The sequence below is a fragment of the Bradyrhizobium sp. WSM2793 genome (genome assembly GCF_000379585.1).
Lineage (GTDB): Bacteria > Pseudomonadota > Alphaproteobacteria > Rhizobiales > Xanthobacteraceae > Bradyrhizobium.
Genome location: NZ_KB902780.1, coordinates 153,856 through 170,635 on the forward strand (window position 1 = coordinate 153,856; position 16,780 = coordinate 170,635).

The 16,780-nt window shown below is 64.3% G+C and carries 9 protein-coding genes; 2 read left to right on the forward strand and 7 right to left on the reverse strand.

Going from position 1 to position 16,780, the window contains the following annotated elements; translation table 11 throughout:
• Genes treZ through A3AS_RS0115660 form a run of 5 tightly spaced genes read right to left on the reverse strand, consistent with a single transcriptional unit; the run spans window position 1 to window position 11,222 of the window.
• The gene (gene treZ, locus A3AS_RS0115640) at window positions 1–1,752 is read right to left on the reverse strand and encodes a malto-oligosyltrehalose trehalohydrolase (RefSeq protein WP_018318517.1); all 1,752 of its coding nucleotides are present in this window, start codon (window positions 1,750–1,752) and stop codon (window positions 1–3) included.
• Window positions 1,749–3,827: a glycogen debranching protein GlgX gene (gene glgX / locus A3AS_RS0115645; RefSeq protein WP_018318518.1), complete on the reverse strand. Its 2,079-nt coding sequence runs from the start codon at window positions 3,825–3,827 to the stop codon at window positions 1,749–1,751. The genes treZ and glgX overlap by 4 nt, the downstream gene beginning before the upstream one ends.
• 3 nt (window positions 3,828–3,830) lie before the next feature.
• Entirely contained in the window at window positions 3,831–5,978 is a 2,148-nt protein-coding gene (gene glgB, locus A3AS_RS0115650; protein WP_018318519.1) for a 1,4-alpha-glucan branching protein GlgB, read from the reverse strand.
• The gene (gene treS / locus A3AS_RS0115655) at window positions 5,971–9,264 is read right to left on the reverse strand and encodes a maltose alpha-D-glucosyltransferase (RefSeq protein ID WP_018318520.1); all 3,294 of its coding nucleotides are present in this window, start codon (window positions 9,262–9,264) and stop codon (window positions 5,971–5,973) included. Before treS ends, glgB begins: the two co-directional genes overlap by 8 nt.
• An 11-nt stretch (window positions 9,265–9,275) precedes the next feature.
• On the reverse strand, window positions 9,276–11,222 hold the full coding sequence (locus A3AS_RS0115660; protein ID WP_018318521.1) for a maltotransferase domain-containing protein: 1,947 nt from the start codon (window positions 11,220–11,222) through the stop codon (window positions 9,276–9,278).
• A gap of 204 nt (window positions 11,223–11,426) precedes the next feature.
• Here A3AS_RS0115660 and malQ point away from each other — a divergent pair, with 204 nt between their 5' ends.
• Complete coding sequence (gene malQ, locus A3AS_RS0115665; RefSeq protein ID WP_018318522.1) at window positions 11,427–13,388, forward strand: 4-alpha-glucanotransferase; 1,962 nt, start codon at window positions 11,427–11,429, stop codon at window positions 13,386–13,388.
• 41 nt (window positions 13,389–13,429) lie between these two features.
• Window positions 13,430–15,232, forward strand: coding sequence for a glycoside hydrolase family 15 protein (locus tag A3AS_RS0115670; RefSeq protein ID WP_026202032.1), 1,803 nt, complete (start codon window positions 13,430–13,432; stop codon window positions 15,230–15,232).
• Window positions 15,233–15,248: 16 nt separating this feature from the next.
• Here the strand turns inward: A3AS_RS0115670 and A3AS_RS0115675 are convergent, their stop codons facing one another.
• Together A3AS_RS0115675 and A3AS_RS0115680 are read right to left on the reverse strand one after the other, a co-directional pair.
• A complete protein-coding gene (locus A3AS_RS0115675; protein WP_018318524.1) occupies window positions 15,249–15,926 on the reverse strand; it encodes a phytanoyl-CoA dioxygenase family protein in 678 nt (225 codons plus the stop codon).
• Between the two features lie 27 nt (window positions 15,927–15,953).
• A complete protein-coding gene (locus tag A3AS_RS0115680) occupies window positions 15,954–16,766 on the reverse strand; it encodes a Cof-type HAD-IIB family hydrolase (RefSeq protein WP_018318525.1) in 813 nt (270 codons plus the stop codon).
• Between the last annotated feature and the right edge of the window lie 14 nt (window positions 16,767–16,780).

Consider the following 16,780-nt stretch of genomic DNA (forward strand, 5'->3'; position numbering starts at 1 on the left):
CTAACCTCCGAGGCGCCAGACCACCGACCAGGGGGCAAGCCGGTCGCCGGTCTCGCCGCCCCAGATCGGCGTACCCGCGCTGACATTGGAGATGATTTCTTGGTCCGACAGGTTGGCGGACAGGCGAAGCACGGTGCCGTCGCCCATGCGCCAATGCGCGGTGAGCAGGCCGCTGTCGGCCGCCTCGGCCTCGCCGAAGCTCGCGCCCCTCAGCCGCGGCATGATCTCCTTGCGGCGAAGCGCGAGCAGCTCCCGGACCAGCGCGAGCCGCGCATCCTGCTGCGGCGTGCGGCCGGTCCAGTCGAGCACGGCCGATTGCAGCGTTGCCGGATCGAGCGGGTCGGGCACCTCGTCGCCGTACTTCTCGTAAGCCCAGGCATATTCCTGCTTGCGCCCCTTGCGGACGGCATCGGCCAGTTCGCCGTGGAAATCGCAGAAGAAGGGGAAAGGCGCCGTGGAGCCCCATTCTTCGCCCTGAAACAGCATCGGCACCATCGGCGCGAGCAGGGACACCGCGAGCGCCGCTTCGATCTGCTGCGATGATGCCAGGCTCTCGAGCCGGTCGCCGAGCGGACGGTTGCCGATCTGGTCGTGGTTTTGCAGGAAATTGACGAAGGTCGCCGGCGGCAGCTTGCCGCTCGGCTCGCCGCGCGGCTTCTTGCCCCAGAACTCCGAAACTTCGCCCTGGTAGACGAAGCCGGAGGCCAGCGCGCGGGCGAGATCGAGCCGCGGCGTTTGATAATCCGCGTAGTATCCGGCGAGCTCGCCGGTCAGCATCACGTGCCAGACGTGGTGATAGTCGTCGTTCCACTGTCCCCGATATTTCCCGTTCGGCGGCTCCTGCGCCGCGTCGAGCAGGCTGGCGCGATTGTCGCCGTTCTCCAGCACGAGATGGATGTGCCGCCCCGTGGCCTTGGCAAGCTCGCCTGCGGCGACGCTGAGGTCCTGCAGCATCGATTGCTCGCCGGGGATCGCCATGATGTGATTGGCGGCATCCAGCCTCAGGCCGTCGAAACGGTAGTCGCTGAGCCAGGACAGCGCATTCTCGACCGCGAATGCGCGCACCTGCGGCACGCGATAGTCGATCGCACTGCCCCAGGGCGTGTGGGCGTCGGTGAAGAAGGCCGGCGCATAGCGGCCGAGATAATTCCCCTCGGGCCCAAAATGATTGTAGACGACGTCGAGGAACACCATCAGGCCGCGCAGATGCGCTTCGTCGATCAGCGTCTTCAGGTCTTCGGGCCGGCCATAGGCGCTGTCGGGCGCATACCAAAGCACGCCGTCATAGCCCCAGCCGCGGCGCCCGGCGAAATCGGCCAGCGGCATCAATTCCAGCGCGGTGATGCCCGTTGCGACGAGATGATCGAGCTTGTCGATCATGGCGCGGTAAGTGCCTTCGGAGGTGAAGGTGCCGACATGGGTCTCGGTCAGCACCGTCTCTTCCCAGGGGCGGCCGCGCCAATCGCGCGCACGCCACGAAAAGGCGTCGTGATCGATCACCTCGCTCGGCCCGAACACATCCTCGGGCTGAAAGGCCGAGGCGGGATCGGGTACCTCGATCTCGTCGTCGATCCTGAACTTGTAGGGGCTGCCGGCGGTGAGGCCGGAAATCTCGGCCACGTACCAGCCATCCTGCCGGCGCTGCATCGCGTGTCTTCGGTCGAGCAGGAGGTCGACACGCCGCGCGCCAGGCGCCCACAGGCGAAACGACACGCCGTCCTTTGTCGGCCTGGCCCCGAAGGATGGCCTCATAGCGCCCCCGCGAAGGCGAGCACCGAGCGCGGCGGCGCCTTGCTGTCGCTCCCGGGCGGGAACTCGACCGTATTCAGCTTGGCATCGGTCGTGTTCAAGATCTGCTGCCAGCTCTTGTATTCGGTCATTTTGGGCAATTTGAATGCGATCTCTTCGGGGGCGGCGTTCAGTACGATAAAGATCGCGGCCCCACCCGGTTCCACCGGGCCCATCACATAGGAGAGGAATCTTCCCTCCGGGAATTTCCAGTCGTTCTCCGTCATTTCGTCGCCCGCAGGTGTCAGCCACAATGCGCCGTACGACACGCCGTCTGCGGGGCGGCCGTCGAGCCAGCGATGGCTGCGAAGCTGCGAGAACCGGCGGCGGATGTCGGCGAGATGGCCAACGAAATCGACCATGTCGTCGCCCTCTTTGCCGAGATTGTCCCAGCCGACCCAGCCGATCTCGTTGTCCTGGCAATAGGCGTTGTTGTTGCCGGATTGCGAGTTGCCGACCTCGTCGCCGGCGAGGATCAGCGGAACGCCCTGCGCCAGCATCAGGCAAGCCAGCACGTTCTTGCGAAGCTGACGGCGCAGGGCGAGGATCTGAGGATCGTCGGTCGGCCCCTCGACACCGCAATTGTTGCTGTGGTTGTCGTTGGAGCCGTCGCGATTGTCCTCGCCGTTGGCCTCGTTGTGCTTCTCGTTGTAGCTGAAGAGGTCGGCGAGCGTGAAGCCGTCATGGACGGTGATGTGATTGATGCTGGCGCGCGGCCGCCGTCCGTCATGGTTGAACAGGTCGGACGATGCCGTCATCCGGCTGGAGATGTCGCCGATCAGGCTGCCTTCGCCGCTCCAGTAGCGGCGCATGGCGCTGCGATAGCGATCATTCCATTCCGACCATTGCGAGGGGAATGCGCCGACCTGATAGCCGCCAAGGCCGAGGTCCCAGGGTTCGGCGACGAGCTTGACGGTCGCAAGCACCGGATCCTGCCGGATCGCGGTCAGGAACGAGATGCCGCGATCATAACCGTTCGGCCCGCGCGCGAGCGTGGTGGCAAGGTCGAAGCGGAAGCCGTCGACGTGGCAGACCTCGACCCAGTAGCGCAAGGAGTCCATCACCATCTGCAGCACGCGCGGATGGGTGAGATTCACCGACGAGCCGCAGCCGGTGAAGTCGTCGTAATAGCGCGGGTTCTCGCGGTTGAGCCAGTAATAGGAGGCGTTGTCGATGCCGCGGTAGCACAGCGTCGGGCCGAGATGGTTGCCCTCGGCGGTGTGGTTGTAGACGACGTCGAGCATCACCTCGATGCCGGCATCGTGCAGGCGCGCCACCGTGGTGCGGAAGGAGTCGAGCGCATTGTCCTGGGCGTAGCGCAGCTCAGGCGCGAAGAAGGAGAGCGAGTTGTAGCCCCAGTAATTGGCGAGCTTCTTCTCGACCAGGATGCGGTCGTCGACGAAGCTGTGCACCGGCAGCAGCTCCACCGTGGTGACGCCGAGCTTCTTCAGGTGCTCGATCATCGCCGGCGAAGACAGCCCGCCATAGGTGCCCCGCAGGTTCGGCGGCACGTCGTCGCGCTTCTGGGTCAAACCCTTGACGTGGGCCTCGTAGATGACGGTGTCTTCCCAGGGGATATTGGGACGGATCTCGCGGCGGCCCCAGTTGAAGGTCTCGTCGACCACGACGGCCTTGGGCATGCCGCGGGCATTGTCGCGCCGATCGAAGGACAGATCCTCGCGTGGGCTCCCGGTGCGGTAGGCGAAATGCGCATCGCTCCAGACCAGGCGTCCCGCGAGCCGCTTGGCATAGGGATCGAGCAGCAGCTTGTTCGCGTTGAAGCGGTGGCCGTGCTCGGGCTCGTAGGGGCCGTGCACGCGATAACCGTAGAGCTGGCCGGGCGAGACGTCGTTGAGATAGCCGTGCCAGACATCTTCGGTTCTTTCCGGCAGCTCGATGCGCTCGAGCTCGCGGCGGCCTTGCGTGTCGAACAGGCAGAGTTCGACCTTCTGTGCGTTCGCGGAGAACAGCGCGAAATTGGTGCCGCGTCCGTCCCAGCTTGCGCCGAGGCGTGCAGGCGATCCGGCAGTCAGGCGCATGTGTCAGCTTTCCGGAACGAGAAAGATCGCGGCGAGCGGCGGAATGGTGAGGCGGAGCTCGGGCGCCTTGCCTTCAACGGCATGAACCTCGCCGATGTTCCCGACATTGCTGCCGCCATAATGGGCGGAGTCCGAATTGAACACTTCCTTCCACTTGCCGGCAAAGGGCACACGAACGCGATAGTTGCGATAGACATTGGGTGAGAAGTTGATGATGACGAGACACCGCGCCTGCTCGTCAAATCCCTTGCGCAGCCAGGCGAACACGTTGCGGTTGGCGTCATCCGTGATCAGCCATTCGAAGCCGGCCTGGTCGCAGTCCATCTGGTGCAGCGCCGGCACCGCGCGATAGAGCCGGTTGAGGTCCCGGATCAGTGACTGAATGCCGGAATGATACTTGTATTCGAGCAGGTGCCAGTCGAGCGACTGGTCGTGATTCCATTCGCGGCTTTGGGCGATTTCCGCGCCCATGAACAACAGCTTCTTGCCGGGATGGCCGAACATGAAACTGTAATAGGCGCGCAAATTCGCAAAGCGCTGCCACTCGTCGCCGGGCATGCGGCCGAAGATCGAGCGCTTGCCGTGCACGACCTCGTCGTGGGACAGCGGCAGGATGAAGTTTTCCGAGAACGCGTAGTGCAGGCCGAACAGGATCTCGCCGTGATGGTGCTTGCGGTGAACAGGGTCCTTGCTGATGTAGTTCAGCGTGTCGTGCATCCAGCCCATGTTCCACTTGTAGCCGAAGCCGAGCCCGCCGAACTCGACGGGGCGCGAGACCTGAGGCCAGGCGGTGGACTCCTCGGCCGCCGTGGTCGCCTGCGGGAAGCGCGCGAAGACCTCGGTGTTGAAGCGGCGCAGGAAGTTGATCGCCTCGATGTTTTCGCGGCCGCCATACTGGTTCGGGATCCAGGCGCCGGGCGGCCGGCTGTAGTCGAGATAGAGCATGGACGCGACGGCATCGACGCGTAAGCCGTCGATCGCATAGCGCTCCATCCAGAACAGTGCGTTCGACACCAGGAAGTTCGTCACTTCGGTGCGGCCGTAATTGTAGATCAAGGTGCCCCAGTCGAGGTGGCGGCCCTGGAGCGGGTTGGCGTGCTCGTAGAGCGCGGTGCCGTCGAAACTGCCAAGCCCGTGCGGATCGTCGGGGAAGTGACCGGGCACCCAATCGAGCAGCACGCCGACACCCTCGCGGTGGCAGGCATCGACGAGGGCGGCAAAATCCTCCGGCGTGCCGAAGCGGCTGGTCGGCGCATAGAGGCCGGTCGGCTGATAGCCCCAGGAGCCGTCGAAGGGATGCTCGCTCACGGGCAGGAATTCGAGATGGGTGAAGCCCATGTCGCGGGCATAGGCCGGCAACTGTTCGGCCAGCTCGCGATAGGTCAGCCATTCATCGCCGTTCTTGCGACGCCACGAGCCGAGATGGACCTCATAGATCGACATCGGCGCCGACAGCGCGTTGATGCCGTCGGGCGCCGGGCGTGGCCGTGGCAAATGCGTTTCGTCGAACACGATGGAGGCCGTCTTCGGACGGACTTCGCTGGCAAAGGCCATCGGGTCTGATTTCAGCGGAAGCAGATGGCCGTGCGGCCCGATGATCTCGAACTTGTAGTGATCGCCGGCTTTGGCATGCGGAATGAACAATTCCCAATACCCGGCGCCGCGCACCCGCATCGGATGGCGCCGTCCGTCCCAGAAATTGAAATCGCCGACCACGGAAACGCGGCGTGCGTTCGGGGCCAGTACCACGAAGCCGATGCCGTCGATGCCCTCGAGCCGCATCGGATGCGCCCCGAGCTTGTCGTAGAGGCGCTGATCGGTGCCTTCGCCGAGCAAATAGAGGTCGAAATCGGTCAGGATCGGCGGAAAGCGGTAGGCGTCCTCGAACTCCACGACGTTGCCGCCAAATTTTGCGCGCAGCTGATAGTGCTTCGAGCCATTGGGTAGGGCGCCGATGAACAGGCCGGAATCATGCACGCGGTCGAGCGGAGCGACTTCGCCATGCTCGCCAACTGCCTCGACATTTGAGGCCTCGGGGAGAAAAGCGCGCACCACGCTTTTATCGCCTTCGGGGTGCAGCCCGAGATAGTGGAAGGGGTCGGAGTGGCGGCCCTCGATGATCGCATAGGCCTCGGCAGGCAGTTTAGGCATGGGCTTCGCTCCCGGGACTGGACAGAATGCGAAGCAGTCCGGTCAGCGGCGCATGGAGCCCCTCAGGCCGGTTGGACAGCTCGTACTCTACTTCATCGAAGGCTTGATCAAGCAGGAAAAACCTTAACAGGCCTTCCGCGGATTGCCGATCCTCCGGCCACAGCCGTCGATCGGTCATGGCTTCGCGATAGGCGGACAGGAAGGTTGCGGCGGCTCGCTCGCGCCATTCGTCGAGCGCGGCGGTGATCCGGCCCTGCTCGTCGGAAGCGCCCGTGAGCGCACGGCTCAGCGCCGCGTTAACCGAAAGATCGATCGAGCGGATCAGGCCGGCGACGTCGCGCGCGGCCGGCGCCTTGCGCCGCTTGTCGGCCAGCGGCAGACGCGGATCGCCGTCGAAGTCGATGATGAAGATATCGTCCTTCACGATCAAAGTTTGCCCGAGGCGGAAGTCGCCATGATGACGGATGCTCAGCCCGCCGATCCCGGAAGGCAATAGCGCATTCAGGTGGTCGGGCAGGGACGTGCGCACGGCGGCGAGCCGGTCGATCAACGGTCGGTCCGCCTCCCGCAGGCCGTCGCGGCTGTCGGCCAGCCGCTCGAAAACCCGCTCGGCCCGTGCCTTGAGGTCGGACACAAATCGTTTGGCGTGCGCAGAGCCGATCGGCTCTGGAGCAAGATCGTGCGGCTCTGCCGCCGCCAAGGCAACATGCAACTCGCCGAGCCGCCGGCCGATCTGCGCGATGAAGTGCAGATAAGGCGCTTGCTCCTGGGTCTCGCGCGGCGCTTCGCCTGCCGATAGCACGCGCTGCTCGTCGATATAGCGATCGAGATAGCCCGTGGTCACGGTCCAGCCGTCACCCTGGTTCTCGACATAAGCATGGAGCACGCCGAGCGTGCTGCGCTGATCGCCTTCGACCAGCTCGACGCTGCCGAGCAGCGCCGGCGTATTGGCAAAGCGCGCGACCTCGGTGAGATAATGGCCGATCTCGATCTCGGGGTTGATGCCGCCTTCGAGCTGGCGATAGAGCTTGGCGACGTACTGGTTGTCGACCAGCGCGGTGCTGTTCGATTGCTCGATCGCGCGGATGCGTTCGGGCTCCTTGATGGTGTAATCGGCGAAGCGGCTGGTCGCCTTGAACTCCAGCCGCAGATTGTTTTCTTCCACCACCAAATTCTGCGACAGGTTGCGCAGGAACAGGCCGATGAAGATCTGATCGGTCGCCACGTCGAGCAGCGTGCCCTCTCGCGCACCCTGGCGGACGGCGGCGAGCGCCTTCGGGTTGAAGCGCTCACGGTCGAAGCGCACCCACTCGATCTGCATCGGCAGCACGTAGCGCGACGCGGCGTCCTGGTCGGCCTTCTGGAAAAAAGCGATCCAGGGCCTGTTGTCGCCGATGTCGCAGAACGGCACGGCCGAGGTCAGCGTGGTTTTGATCTGCTTGGGATTGTGCTCGGGATACCACCGCGTCCGCGACAAGAATCCCGGTAGCACGTCGCGCTCGAACACGCCGCGCTCGCGGGCGAGCGACACCCAGTTCGAGTTCACCGGCACCACCAGCGTCTCGAACTCCGGCACCGCGCGCGGCGTCACCGGCTCGGACTTGTCGCGTTCCTGAAGCTGGAACCAGTAGAAGCCGTAAGGCCCCAGCGTGATCATGTAGGGCAGTTCGCCGATCGCAGGAAAGCGGGTGCGGCCGAGCATCTCCTGCGGGATGCGGTCCTTCCAGGGCGACAGGTCGAGCTCGGTCGCTTGCGCTGCGCGCGACAAATTGGCGACGCAGAGGATCACTTCGTCGCGATATTGCCGGACATAGGCCAGCACGGCGCGGTTGGCGGGGCGGATGAAGGTCATGGTGCCGCGGCCGAAAGCGAGCGTCGACTTGCGCACGGAGATCAGCCGCTTGGTGGCGCTGAGCAGCGACGACAGGCTGCGCGACTGGGCTTCGACGTTCACGGATTCGTAGCCGTAGACGGGGTCCATGATCAGCGGCGCATAGAGGCGGGCGGGGTCACAGCGCGAGAAGCCGCCGTTGCGGTCCGGGCTCCACTGCATCGGCGTGCGCACGCCGTTGCGGTCGCCGAGATAGATGTTGTCGCCCATCCCGATCTCGTCGCCGTAATAGATGATCGGCGTGCCGGGGAAGGACAGCAGCAGGGAATTCATCAGCTCGATCTTGCGCCGGTCGTTGTCCATCAGCGGCGCAAGGCGCCTACGGATGCCGACATTGATGCGGGCGCGGGGATCGTTTGCGTAGGTGGTCCAGAGATAGTCGCGCTCGACGTCGGTGACCATCTCAAGCGTGAGTTCGTCATGGTTGCGCAGGAACAGCGCCCATTGGCAGCTCGCCGGAATATCAGGTGTCTGGCGCAGAATGTCCGTGATCGGAAAGCGGTCCTCCTGCGCGATCGCCATGTAGATGCGCGGCATCAGCGGGAAGTGGTAGGCCATGTGGCACTCGTCGCCACGGCCGAAATATTCCTGCACGTCCTCCGGCCATTGATTGGCCTCGGCCAGCAGCAGCTTGCCCTTGGAGTAGGAATCCAGCTCGTGGCGCAGGCGCTTGATGATCGCATGCGTCTCGGGAAGGTTCTCGTTCGAGGTGCCCTCGCGCTCACACAGATAGGGAATGGCATCGAGCCGGAAGCCGTCGACGCCGGCGTCCAGCCAGCGCTTCATCACCTGGATCAGCGCGCTGACCACGCGCGGATTGTCGAAATTGAGATCCGGCTGGTGCGAGAAGAAGCGGTGCCAGTAGAACGCACCGGCCTCGTGATCCCAGGTCCAGTTCGACTTCTCGGTGTCGGTGAAGATGATCCGCGTGCCCTGGTATTTCTGGTCGGTGTCGCTCCAGACATACCAGTTGCGGGCGCTGGAGCCGGGATGGCTGCGGCGCGCGCGCTTGAACCATTTGTGCTGGTCCGAGGTGTGGTTGACGACCAGCTCGGTGATGACGCGCAGGCCGCGCTTCTGCGCTTCCTGGATGAAGCGCTTGAAATCCTTCATGGTCCCGAAATCGGGATTGACCGAGCCGTAGTCGGCGATGTCGTAGCCGTCGTCGCGCCCCGGCGAGGGATAGAACGGCAAAAGCCACAGCGCGGTGACGCCGAGCTCCTGCAGATAGGGCAACTTCTCGGTCAGACCGGCGAAATCGCCGATGCCGTCATTGTTGCTGTCGGCGAAGGCCTTGACGTGGAGCTGATAGATAATGGCGTCCTTGTACCAGAGCTCATCCACGATCTCGGCAGCCTCAAGCTTCTTGGTGTCGACGGAAGACAGAACATTCATGGCGTGACCCCTTACGCCAGGCAGCGGAACAAGAGCGCCGGATCGCGGTCGGGATCGATACGCAACCTGATCCCGCCCCATTCGATGCGGGACTGTTCGCCGGTGAGAAGGTTTTCGAGTTTCGTCACATGGTGCCGCTGCCCGCCGGCGTCAACGGTGACGTCGCCCAGCGGCAGCCAGCACTCGCGCAAATGGCCCGAAAGCGCGATCACGACGAGGACGGTATTGGCAGGCTCGGCCGCTTCCTTGACGAAGGCGATCGTCTCGCCGTCTTCAACGCCGAGAAACCGCAAGTTCGCCGTTTGCTGGAGCGCGGCATTGTCGTTGCGGATGCGGTTGAGCGCGGCAATGTAGGACTTGATGTTGCCGGGACGGTCCCAGTCGCGTTGCCGGATCTGGTATTTCTCGGAATCCAGATATTCCTCGCGGCCGGGCATCGCCTCGTGTTCGAGCAGCTCGAACCCGCTGTAGACGCCGTAACTGCCCGACAATGTTGCCGCCAGCGCAACGCGCGACTTGAACACCCAGGCTTCGCCGCTCTGGAGATGATAGGGCAGCAGGTCGGGCGTGTTGACGAACAGGTTCGGGCGATAGAAGTCGCGCTCGGGATAGCGCGTCAGCTCGCCGAGATATTGCTCCAGCTCCCACCTTGTCGTGCGCCAGGGGAAATAGGTGAAGGACTGCGCAAAGCCGAGCTTGGCGAGGCCCTTCATCAGCTTCGGCCGGGCAAACGTCTTGGAGAACAGGATCACCTCGGGATGCCGGCGGCGGATGTCGCGGATCAGCCAGTCCCAGAACGCAAGCGGCGCGGTGTCGTGGTTGTCGATGGCGAAGATGGTGACGCCTTGGTCGATCCAGAACAGCATGGCGTCGCGAAACCCATTCCATAGCCCGGCCCGGTCGACGGAATTGAAATCGGGGATCACGATGTCCGAATAGGGTCCATCGGCCGTCCGCACCGAGCGGTCCGGCCGCCATTTGAACCATTCCGGATGCTGCGTCAGCCAGGGATGGTCGGGCGAGCATTGCACGGCGAAATCAAGCGCGAGCTCGAGACCATATTCCAGGCAGGTCGCGACCAGTGCGCGGAAATCCTCGATGGTGCCGAGCTCGGGATGCAGCGCATCGTGGCCGCCCTCGGCGGCTCCGATCGCGTAGGGCGAGCCGGGCTCGCCTTCGGTTGCCACCGGCGCATTGTTGCGGCCCTTGCGGCGGCGACGGCCGATCGGGTGGATCGGCGTGAAATAGAGCACGTCAAAACCCATCGCGGCGATATCAGGCACGCGGGCGATGCAGTCTCGCAGCGTGCCGTGCTGGCCGGCGACCTGGCTCTGGCTGCGCGGCATCATCTGATACCAGGCGCCGAAGCGCGCCTTGTCGCGGTCGACGGTCAGCGGGAAGGGCTGCGAGCGGGTCAGGTCTGGCCTGGACTGGCTCTCTGCCATGGCATTGCCGAGTTCGGCGGCAAGCAGCGAGGCGACATCGCCGGTCTGAAGATAATCCTCGCACTGTCTGACGATGACGGCCGCCGCGTCCCGTCGTGCGCCATGCGCCTTGGTCAGGAGCCCGGCCCCCTCGATCGCATCGAGGCTGACATCGGCACCCATTCGCTGCTTGCGCGCGACCCCGTGCGACCAGGTGGCGAACTCGTCGGTCCAGGCTTCGACGGCATAGACGTATTGCCCGGGCTCAACAGGTGTGAATCCGCCGGACCAACGGTCGTTGCCCCGATGGTCCATCGGCTCGTGCTTCCAGTCGCGGTCCTGCTCGCGGCGCCAGATCAGCGCGGCCCCGACCACGGCATCGCCATCGCGGTAGACATCGGCCCACACCTCCATGCGCTCACCCGCGATCCGCTTCACGGCGAAGCGGCCGGCGTCGATTGCGGGATAGACGTCCTCGATCAGGAAAGCGCTGCCGGCTGCGGCACTTTCGACAGTTTGAATTGTCTTGTTCACGGTGATGCCATTGACAAGAAAGCAGGAGCCCGTTTCCCTTGTCGGGAACCTACGCTTGATACCTATATAGAAAGCCGGTTGTGTGTCATTAGTTCCCTCGGGAACGGGTAGCGCGGTCTGCGAGTTAGGGCTGACTAACGTCTTCCACCGTCTCGTTAAAATTGATGCCCCCGGCAAAAGGGTGGCCTGCAAGCTGCGTGCCGAATGGATCTTTTAGCTCAAGCCCGCATCAAGGGCGTTCAATCCGAATTCATCGACGCCCTCGGAAAGCTGCGGGTCACCGATCCCGTGGCCCTCAAATCCATCCTCGATGCCCTGCCGGAGAAGCGGGTTTACCGCTTCGTCAGCGGGCCGGTCGTGGTCCGCGCCTTAGGGCATCCGCGCACCGAATTGGCGACGATCGGCGCGCCGCCGCTGAAGTGGAAATTGACCGCAAAGGCGGAGGTGATCGCCGAGGGCAAGGCCCGCGAGCCCGTGATCGCCTGGCCTGCCGGCCTGCCGCTCGGCTATCACCGGTTGACACTGACTGATGCGGAAGGTGTGACGGAAGAGGTGCCGATGATCGTGGCGCCCGAGCGCGCCTTCGGCGGCGATTTCGACCGCGGCTGGCTGCTTGCCGTGCAGCTCTACAGCGTCCGTTCGGACCGCAATTGGGGCATCGGCGATTTCACTGATCTTGCCGACCTGGTCCGGCTCGCAAAGCAACTCGGAGCCGACGGCGTCGGGCTCAATCCGCTGCATGTCCTGTTCGACGACCACCCGGCCGATTGCAGCCCTTATTCGCCGAACAGCCGGCTGTTCCTCAATCCGCTCTATATCGACGTCGAAGCGATCCCGGAATTTTCCCCCGACCTCGTCCCCGACGCCGCCGCGACCGCCGCCCGTCTGCGCCAAGGCGATCGCGTTCCCTATGCCGATATGGCGGCTTTGAAATGGCTGGGCCTGCGCGCCGCCTTTGACAGCTTCGTGACGACGGCAAGCGCGGCGCGCCGCAAGGCGTTCGACGCCTTCCGCGCCGCCCGCGCGCCCCTATTGTCCCGCTTCGCCTGCTTCGAGGTGCTGCGCCATCGTTTCACCGCGCCATGGTGGGAATGGCCGGTTGAATGGCAGCAACCGGATGAGGCAAAATGCGCCAGCTTGCGCAATGGGCCTGACAAGCGCGAGGTCGAGTTCGTCGAATTCGTGCAATGGACCGCAGATAGCCAGCTGCATGCTGCCAAGGAGCTTGCCAGCCAGCTCGGCATGCGCGTCGGGCTCTATCTCGATGTCGCCGTCGGCGTGCAGTCCAACGGCTTCGATGCCTGGAACGAGCAGATGGCGATCTCCCGTCATCTCGCCGTCGGCGCGCCGCCCGACGTGCTCAACACCATCGGCCAAGACTGGGGCCTTGCCGGCTTCAACGCCGGCGGCCTGGAAGCGCAATCCTTCGTGCCGTTCGCCGACATGCTCGCCGCTTCAATGCGCCATGCCGGCGCTATCAGGCTCGATCACGTGCTCGGGCTGAAGCGGCTTTATCTGGTGCCGCGCGGCTTCAAGCCGGACAACGGTGCCTATGTGCAGATGCCGTTCGAGGCGCTGCTTGGCGCGGTGGCGCGCGAGAGCGCGGCCCACAAATGCATCGTGATCGGCGAGGACCTCGGCACCGTGCCGGAAGGTTTTCGCGAGATGATGCAGGATTTCGGTATCTGGTCCTATCTCGTCATGATGTTCGAGCGCGACGATGCCGGCCATTTCCGCAACGTCGACCATTACCGTCCCAACGCGCTGGTCACGCTGAACACGCATGATTTGTCGACCTATGCCGGCTGGCGCTCCTTCAGCGACCTCAAGATGAAGCGCTCGCTCGGGCTCGATCCCGGCGAGAACGACCAGGCGCGCTGGGATGCGCTCGGCAGGCTCGACGAGATCCTGCGCCAGAACGGCATTCGTGCCAACGACCTCTATTCCGTGCTGGCCTTCCTGTCGCGCACGCCGTCGCGGCTGCTCGCGGTCTCAATGGAGGATCTGCTCGGCGTGATCGACCAGCCCAACATTCCCGGCACGATCGACGAACATCCGAATTGGCGTCAGCGCTTGCCGGTCGCGCTCGACAAGATCGCCGCGAAGGTCGACCTCACGGCCTTGCGAGCCGCGACGCGGGAACGTTCGCTGAATGGCGGGAGTTGACGCGCGAGGGTTACAAGGGCTCTTTCAAGGCTCGCACGACATTGTCTCAGAGGATCGAGGACTATGCGCTGATCGGTGATTGCGAGACCGCGGCGCTGGTCGGGCGCAACGGCTCGATCGACTGGCTGTGCTGGCCGGCCTTCGATTCCGATGCCTGCTTTGCCGCCATCCTCGGCACCCACAAGAATGGCCGCTGGCTGATCGCACCGGGCGAGGACGTCACGAAGATTTCGCGCCGCTATCTCGGCAACACTCTCATCCTCGAAACGCGTTTCGAGACGAAGAGCGGCACCGTCGCGCTGATCGATTTCATGCCGCCGCGCGGCAAGGCGTCCGACATCGTGCGGCTGGTCCGCGGCGTCAGCGGCGCGGTGAAGATGCGGATGGAGCTCGTCATCCGCTTCGGCTTCGGTACCGATATCCCCTGGGTGCGGCGGATCGACCATTCGCTGATGGCAATCGCCGGCCAGGACATGACGGTGCTGCGCACGCCGGTCGAGACCCGCGGCGAGGATCTGACCACGGTGTCCGATTTCGAGGTGAAGGCCGGCGAGACGGTACCCTTCGTGCTGACCTACGGCCCCTCGCATCTGGAGCCGCCCGCGCCGATCGATCCGGAGATCGCGCTTCAGGACACCGAAAAGTTTTGGCAGGATTGGTGCGGCCACTGCACCCGCGACGGCGACTATCAAGACCTCGTCATGCGCTCGCTGATCACGCTGAAGGCGCTGACCTTCGCGCCGACCGGCGGCATCGTCGCGGCACCCACCACCTCGCTGCCGGAAAAGCTCGGGGGCAGCAGGAACTGGGATTATCGTTTCTGCTGGCTGCGCGACGCCACCTTCACGCTGCTGGCGCTGATGAACTCGGGCTATACCGAGGAAGCCCTGGCCTGGCACAATTGGCTGCTGCGCGCGGCGGCCGGCTCGCCGGCGAACATGCAGATCATGTACGGCATCTGGGGCCAGCGGCGGCTCTTGGAATGGGAGGCGGGCTGGCTCGACGGCTATGAGGGCGCGAGGCCGGTGCGCGTCGGCAATGCCGCGCATGCGCAGCTCCAGCTCGACGTCTACGGCGAGCTGATCGACGCCTTCCACCAGTCGCGCATGGCCAAGCTCAAGCTCGATGATGAAACGACATGGGCGCTGGAATGTGCCGTGCTCAATCATCTGGCCGAAGTGTGGGACCGGCCCGATCACGGCATCTGGGAGCGGCGCGGCCAGCCCAGGCACTACGTCTTCTCCAAGGTGATGACCTGGGTCGCCTTCGACCGCGGCATCAAGAGCGCCGAGACCTTCGGCTTCAAGGCGCCGCTGCTGCACTGGCGTACCTTGCGCGAGGCCATTCATCGCGACGTCTGCAACCGGGGGTTCGACGTGGAGGAAAATGCCTTCGTCGAATCCTACAGCTCGAAGCTGCTCGACGCCAGCGTGCTGCTCCTGCCGGCCGTGGGCTTCCTGCCGCCGTCGGACCCGCGCATCCGTGGCACCATCGCCGCGGTCGAGACATGCCTGATGCGCGACGGCTTCGTGCTGCGGCACGATCCGCGCGAGCTGCCTGCGGGGCAGCCGCCGCTCGAAGGCGCGTTTCTGGCCTGCAGCCTGTGGCTCGCCGATGCCCATGTGCTCGCCGGCGATCTCGACAAGGCGCAGATCTTGCTCGATCGCGTCGTGGGCATCGCGAACGATGTCGGCTTGCTGGCGGAGGAATACGATTCAGTCGCCCGGCGCCAGACCGGGAATTTCCCGCAGGCGCTGACGCACATCGCGCTGATCAACACCGCGCATAATCTGTCGGCGGCAAGACAGGAGAGCGAGAAGCCGGCGGTGCAGCGGTCGAAGTAGTCATAGCCGCTTGCCCCTAGACCCCGAGCCACTCTAGGCCGCCCGCAAGCTCGCCTACGGCAAAGTCTACTTGCAGGACGCGGCGATGCATCGGAGTGGTCGCCGCGTCGGATGCATGGAGAATCGGCGTCGCATAGAGCCAGATATCGCCTGCCTCGGCCACACACGCGATGGTGCCACAATGCCGGACGACGTCCTTTACGTCCTCCTCGGCAATCCGCCCAAGCTTATGCGATCCGGGCGCGATCAGAAGCGGCGCATTGCTTGCCGGGACAGGATCAATATGAACTCGCAAAGTTACCATACCCGATAGCAATGCGAAGGGCGGCTCGACGTGTTGCATGCCGCTCTTGATGCTCCATGTTTCGAAGCCGTCGACCGGTACGCGCGCTTTCACGGCGACCGTGCGATCCTGATGCCAGCCCAGCGCCCAGTTCGTCGCAGCTGTCTTGTCGAACAGGATGGCCCTGACCGGGCGGCAGGCTTCTCCGAGCGCCGACGCGGCACAGCTTCCGATATCTCCGCTCGTGGCCAGGAAGGGCGCGAGGCCTTCGACGCCTCTTAGTCTCAGGCCCGCGTGGTCAGGCGGCAGATGGGACAGAATTGCCTTGAGCTGGCTCACCGCATCTGAGGTCAGCGCCCGCCGGAATAGCTGCGCGCCATCATCCAGAAGAGTGAGATGTTCAATTCCCAAGATCGCACACCGAATTAGGCCGATCGCTCAGCCCACCCCATTCCGCTTCAAGATCATCTCCATCGCTTCGGCAAAACCATCCTGCTCGTTGCTCGCGGTGACGTGCGTCGCCTGGTCCTTGACGTTGTCGGTGGCGTTGCCCATGGCGATCGAGATGCCGCTGACGGCGAACATCGCAAGGTCGTTCTGCATGTCGCCGATGGTGGCGACGGCGCCGGTCGCAATGCCCAGGCGCCTGGCCATCGCCTCGACGAAGGTGCCCTTGTTGAAGCCGGGCGGGGTGATGTCGAGATAATAGGTCTGCGAGCGCACTGCCGTTGCCTCGTTGCCTAGCGCCTCCTGCATCGCCTTCTCGCAAGCCTCGAGCCTGGCGGCGTCGGCGCTGGCGCCGACGATCTTGCAGGCGCTCGAAAGGTAAGGCGAAAAGTCCGTCACGATGGTGGGATCGGAGCGGATCGTATGCTGCTCGTGCGCGACGTATTTACCGCTGGGGTTGTCGATCAGCCACTTGTCGGTGGTGAACAGCCAGATGTCGGCGCCGAACTTGCGGAGGATCTGCAAGGACCGCTCGGCCGCGCTGGCCGGGATTAGGTGCTGCTCGACCGGCCGCATCTCCGGATCGACGATCGAGGAGCCGTTGAACGGGCCGACCGGCAGCCAGAGCGCCAGCGGCTCGATCAGGAAGCGCATGCCGATGGCCGGACGGCTGGAGGTGATGGTGAAGCCGATGCCGGCCTTGTGCAGCCGCTGCACCGCACTCCTCGCGCGTTCCGTCAGCGTCTTGTCCTTGGTCAGCAGCGTGCCGTCGACGTCGGACACTACGAGTGAGATTTGCGTCATGACAGGACCTAACG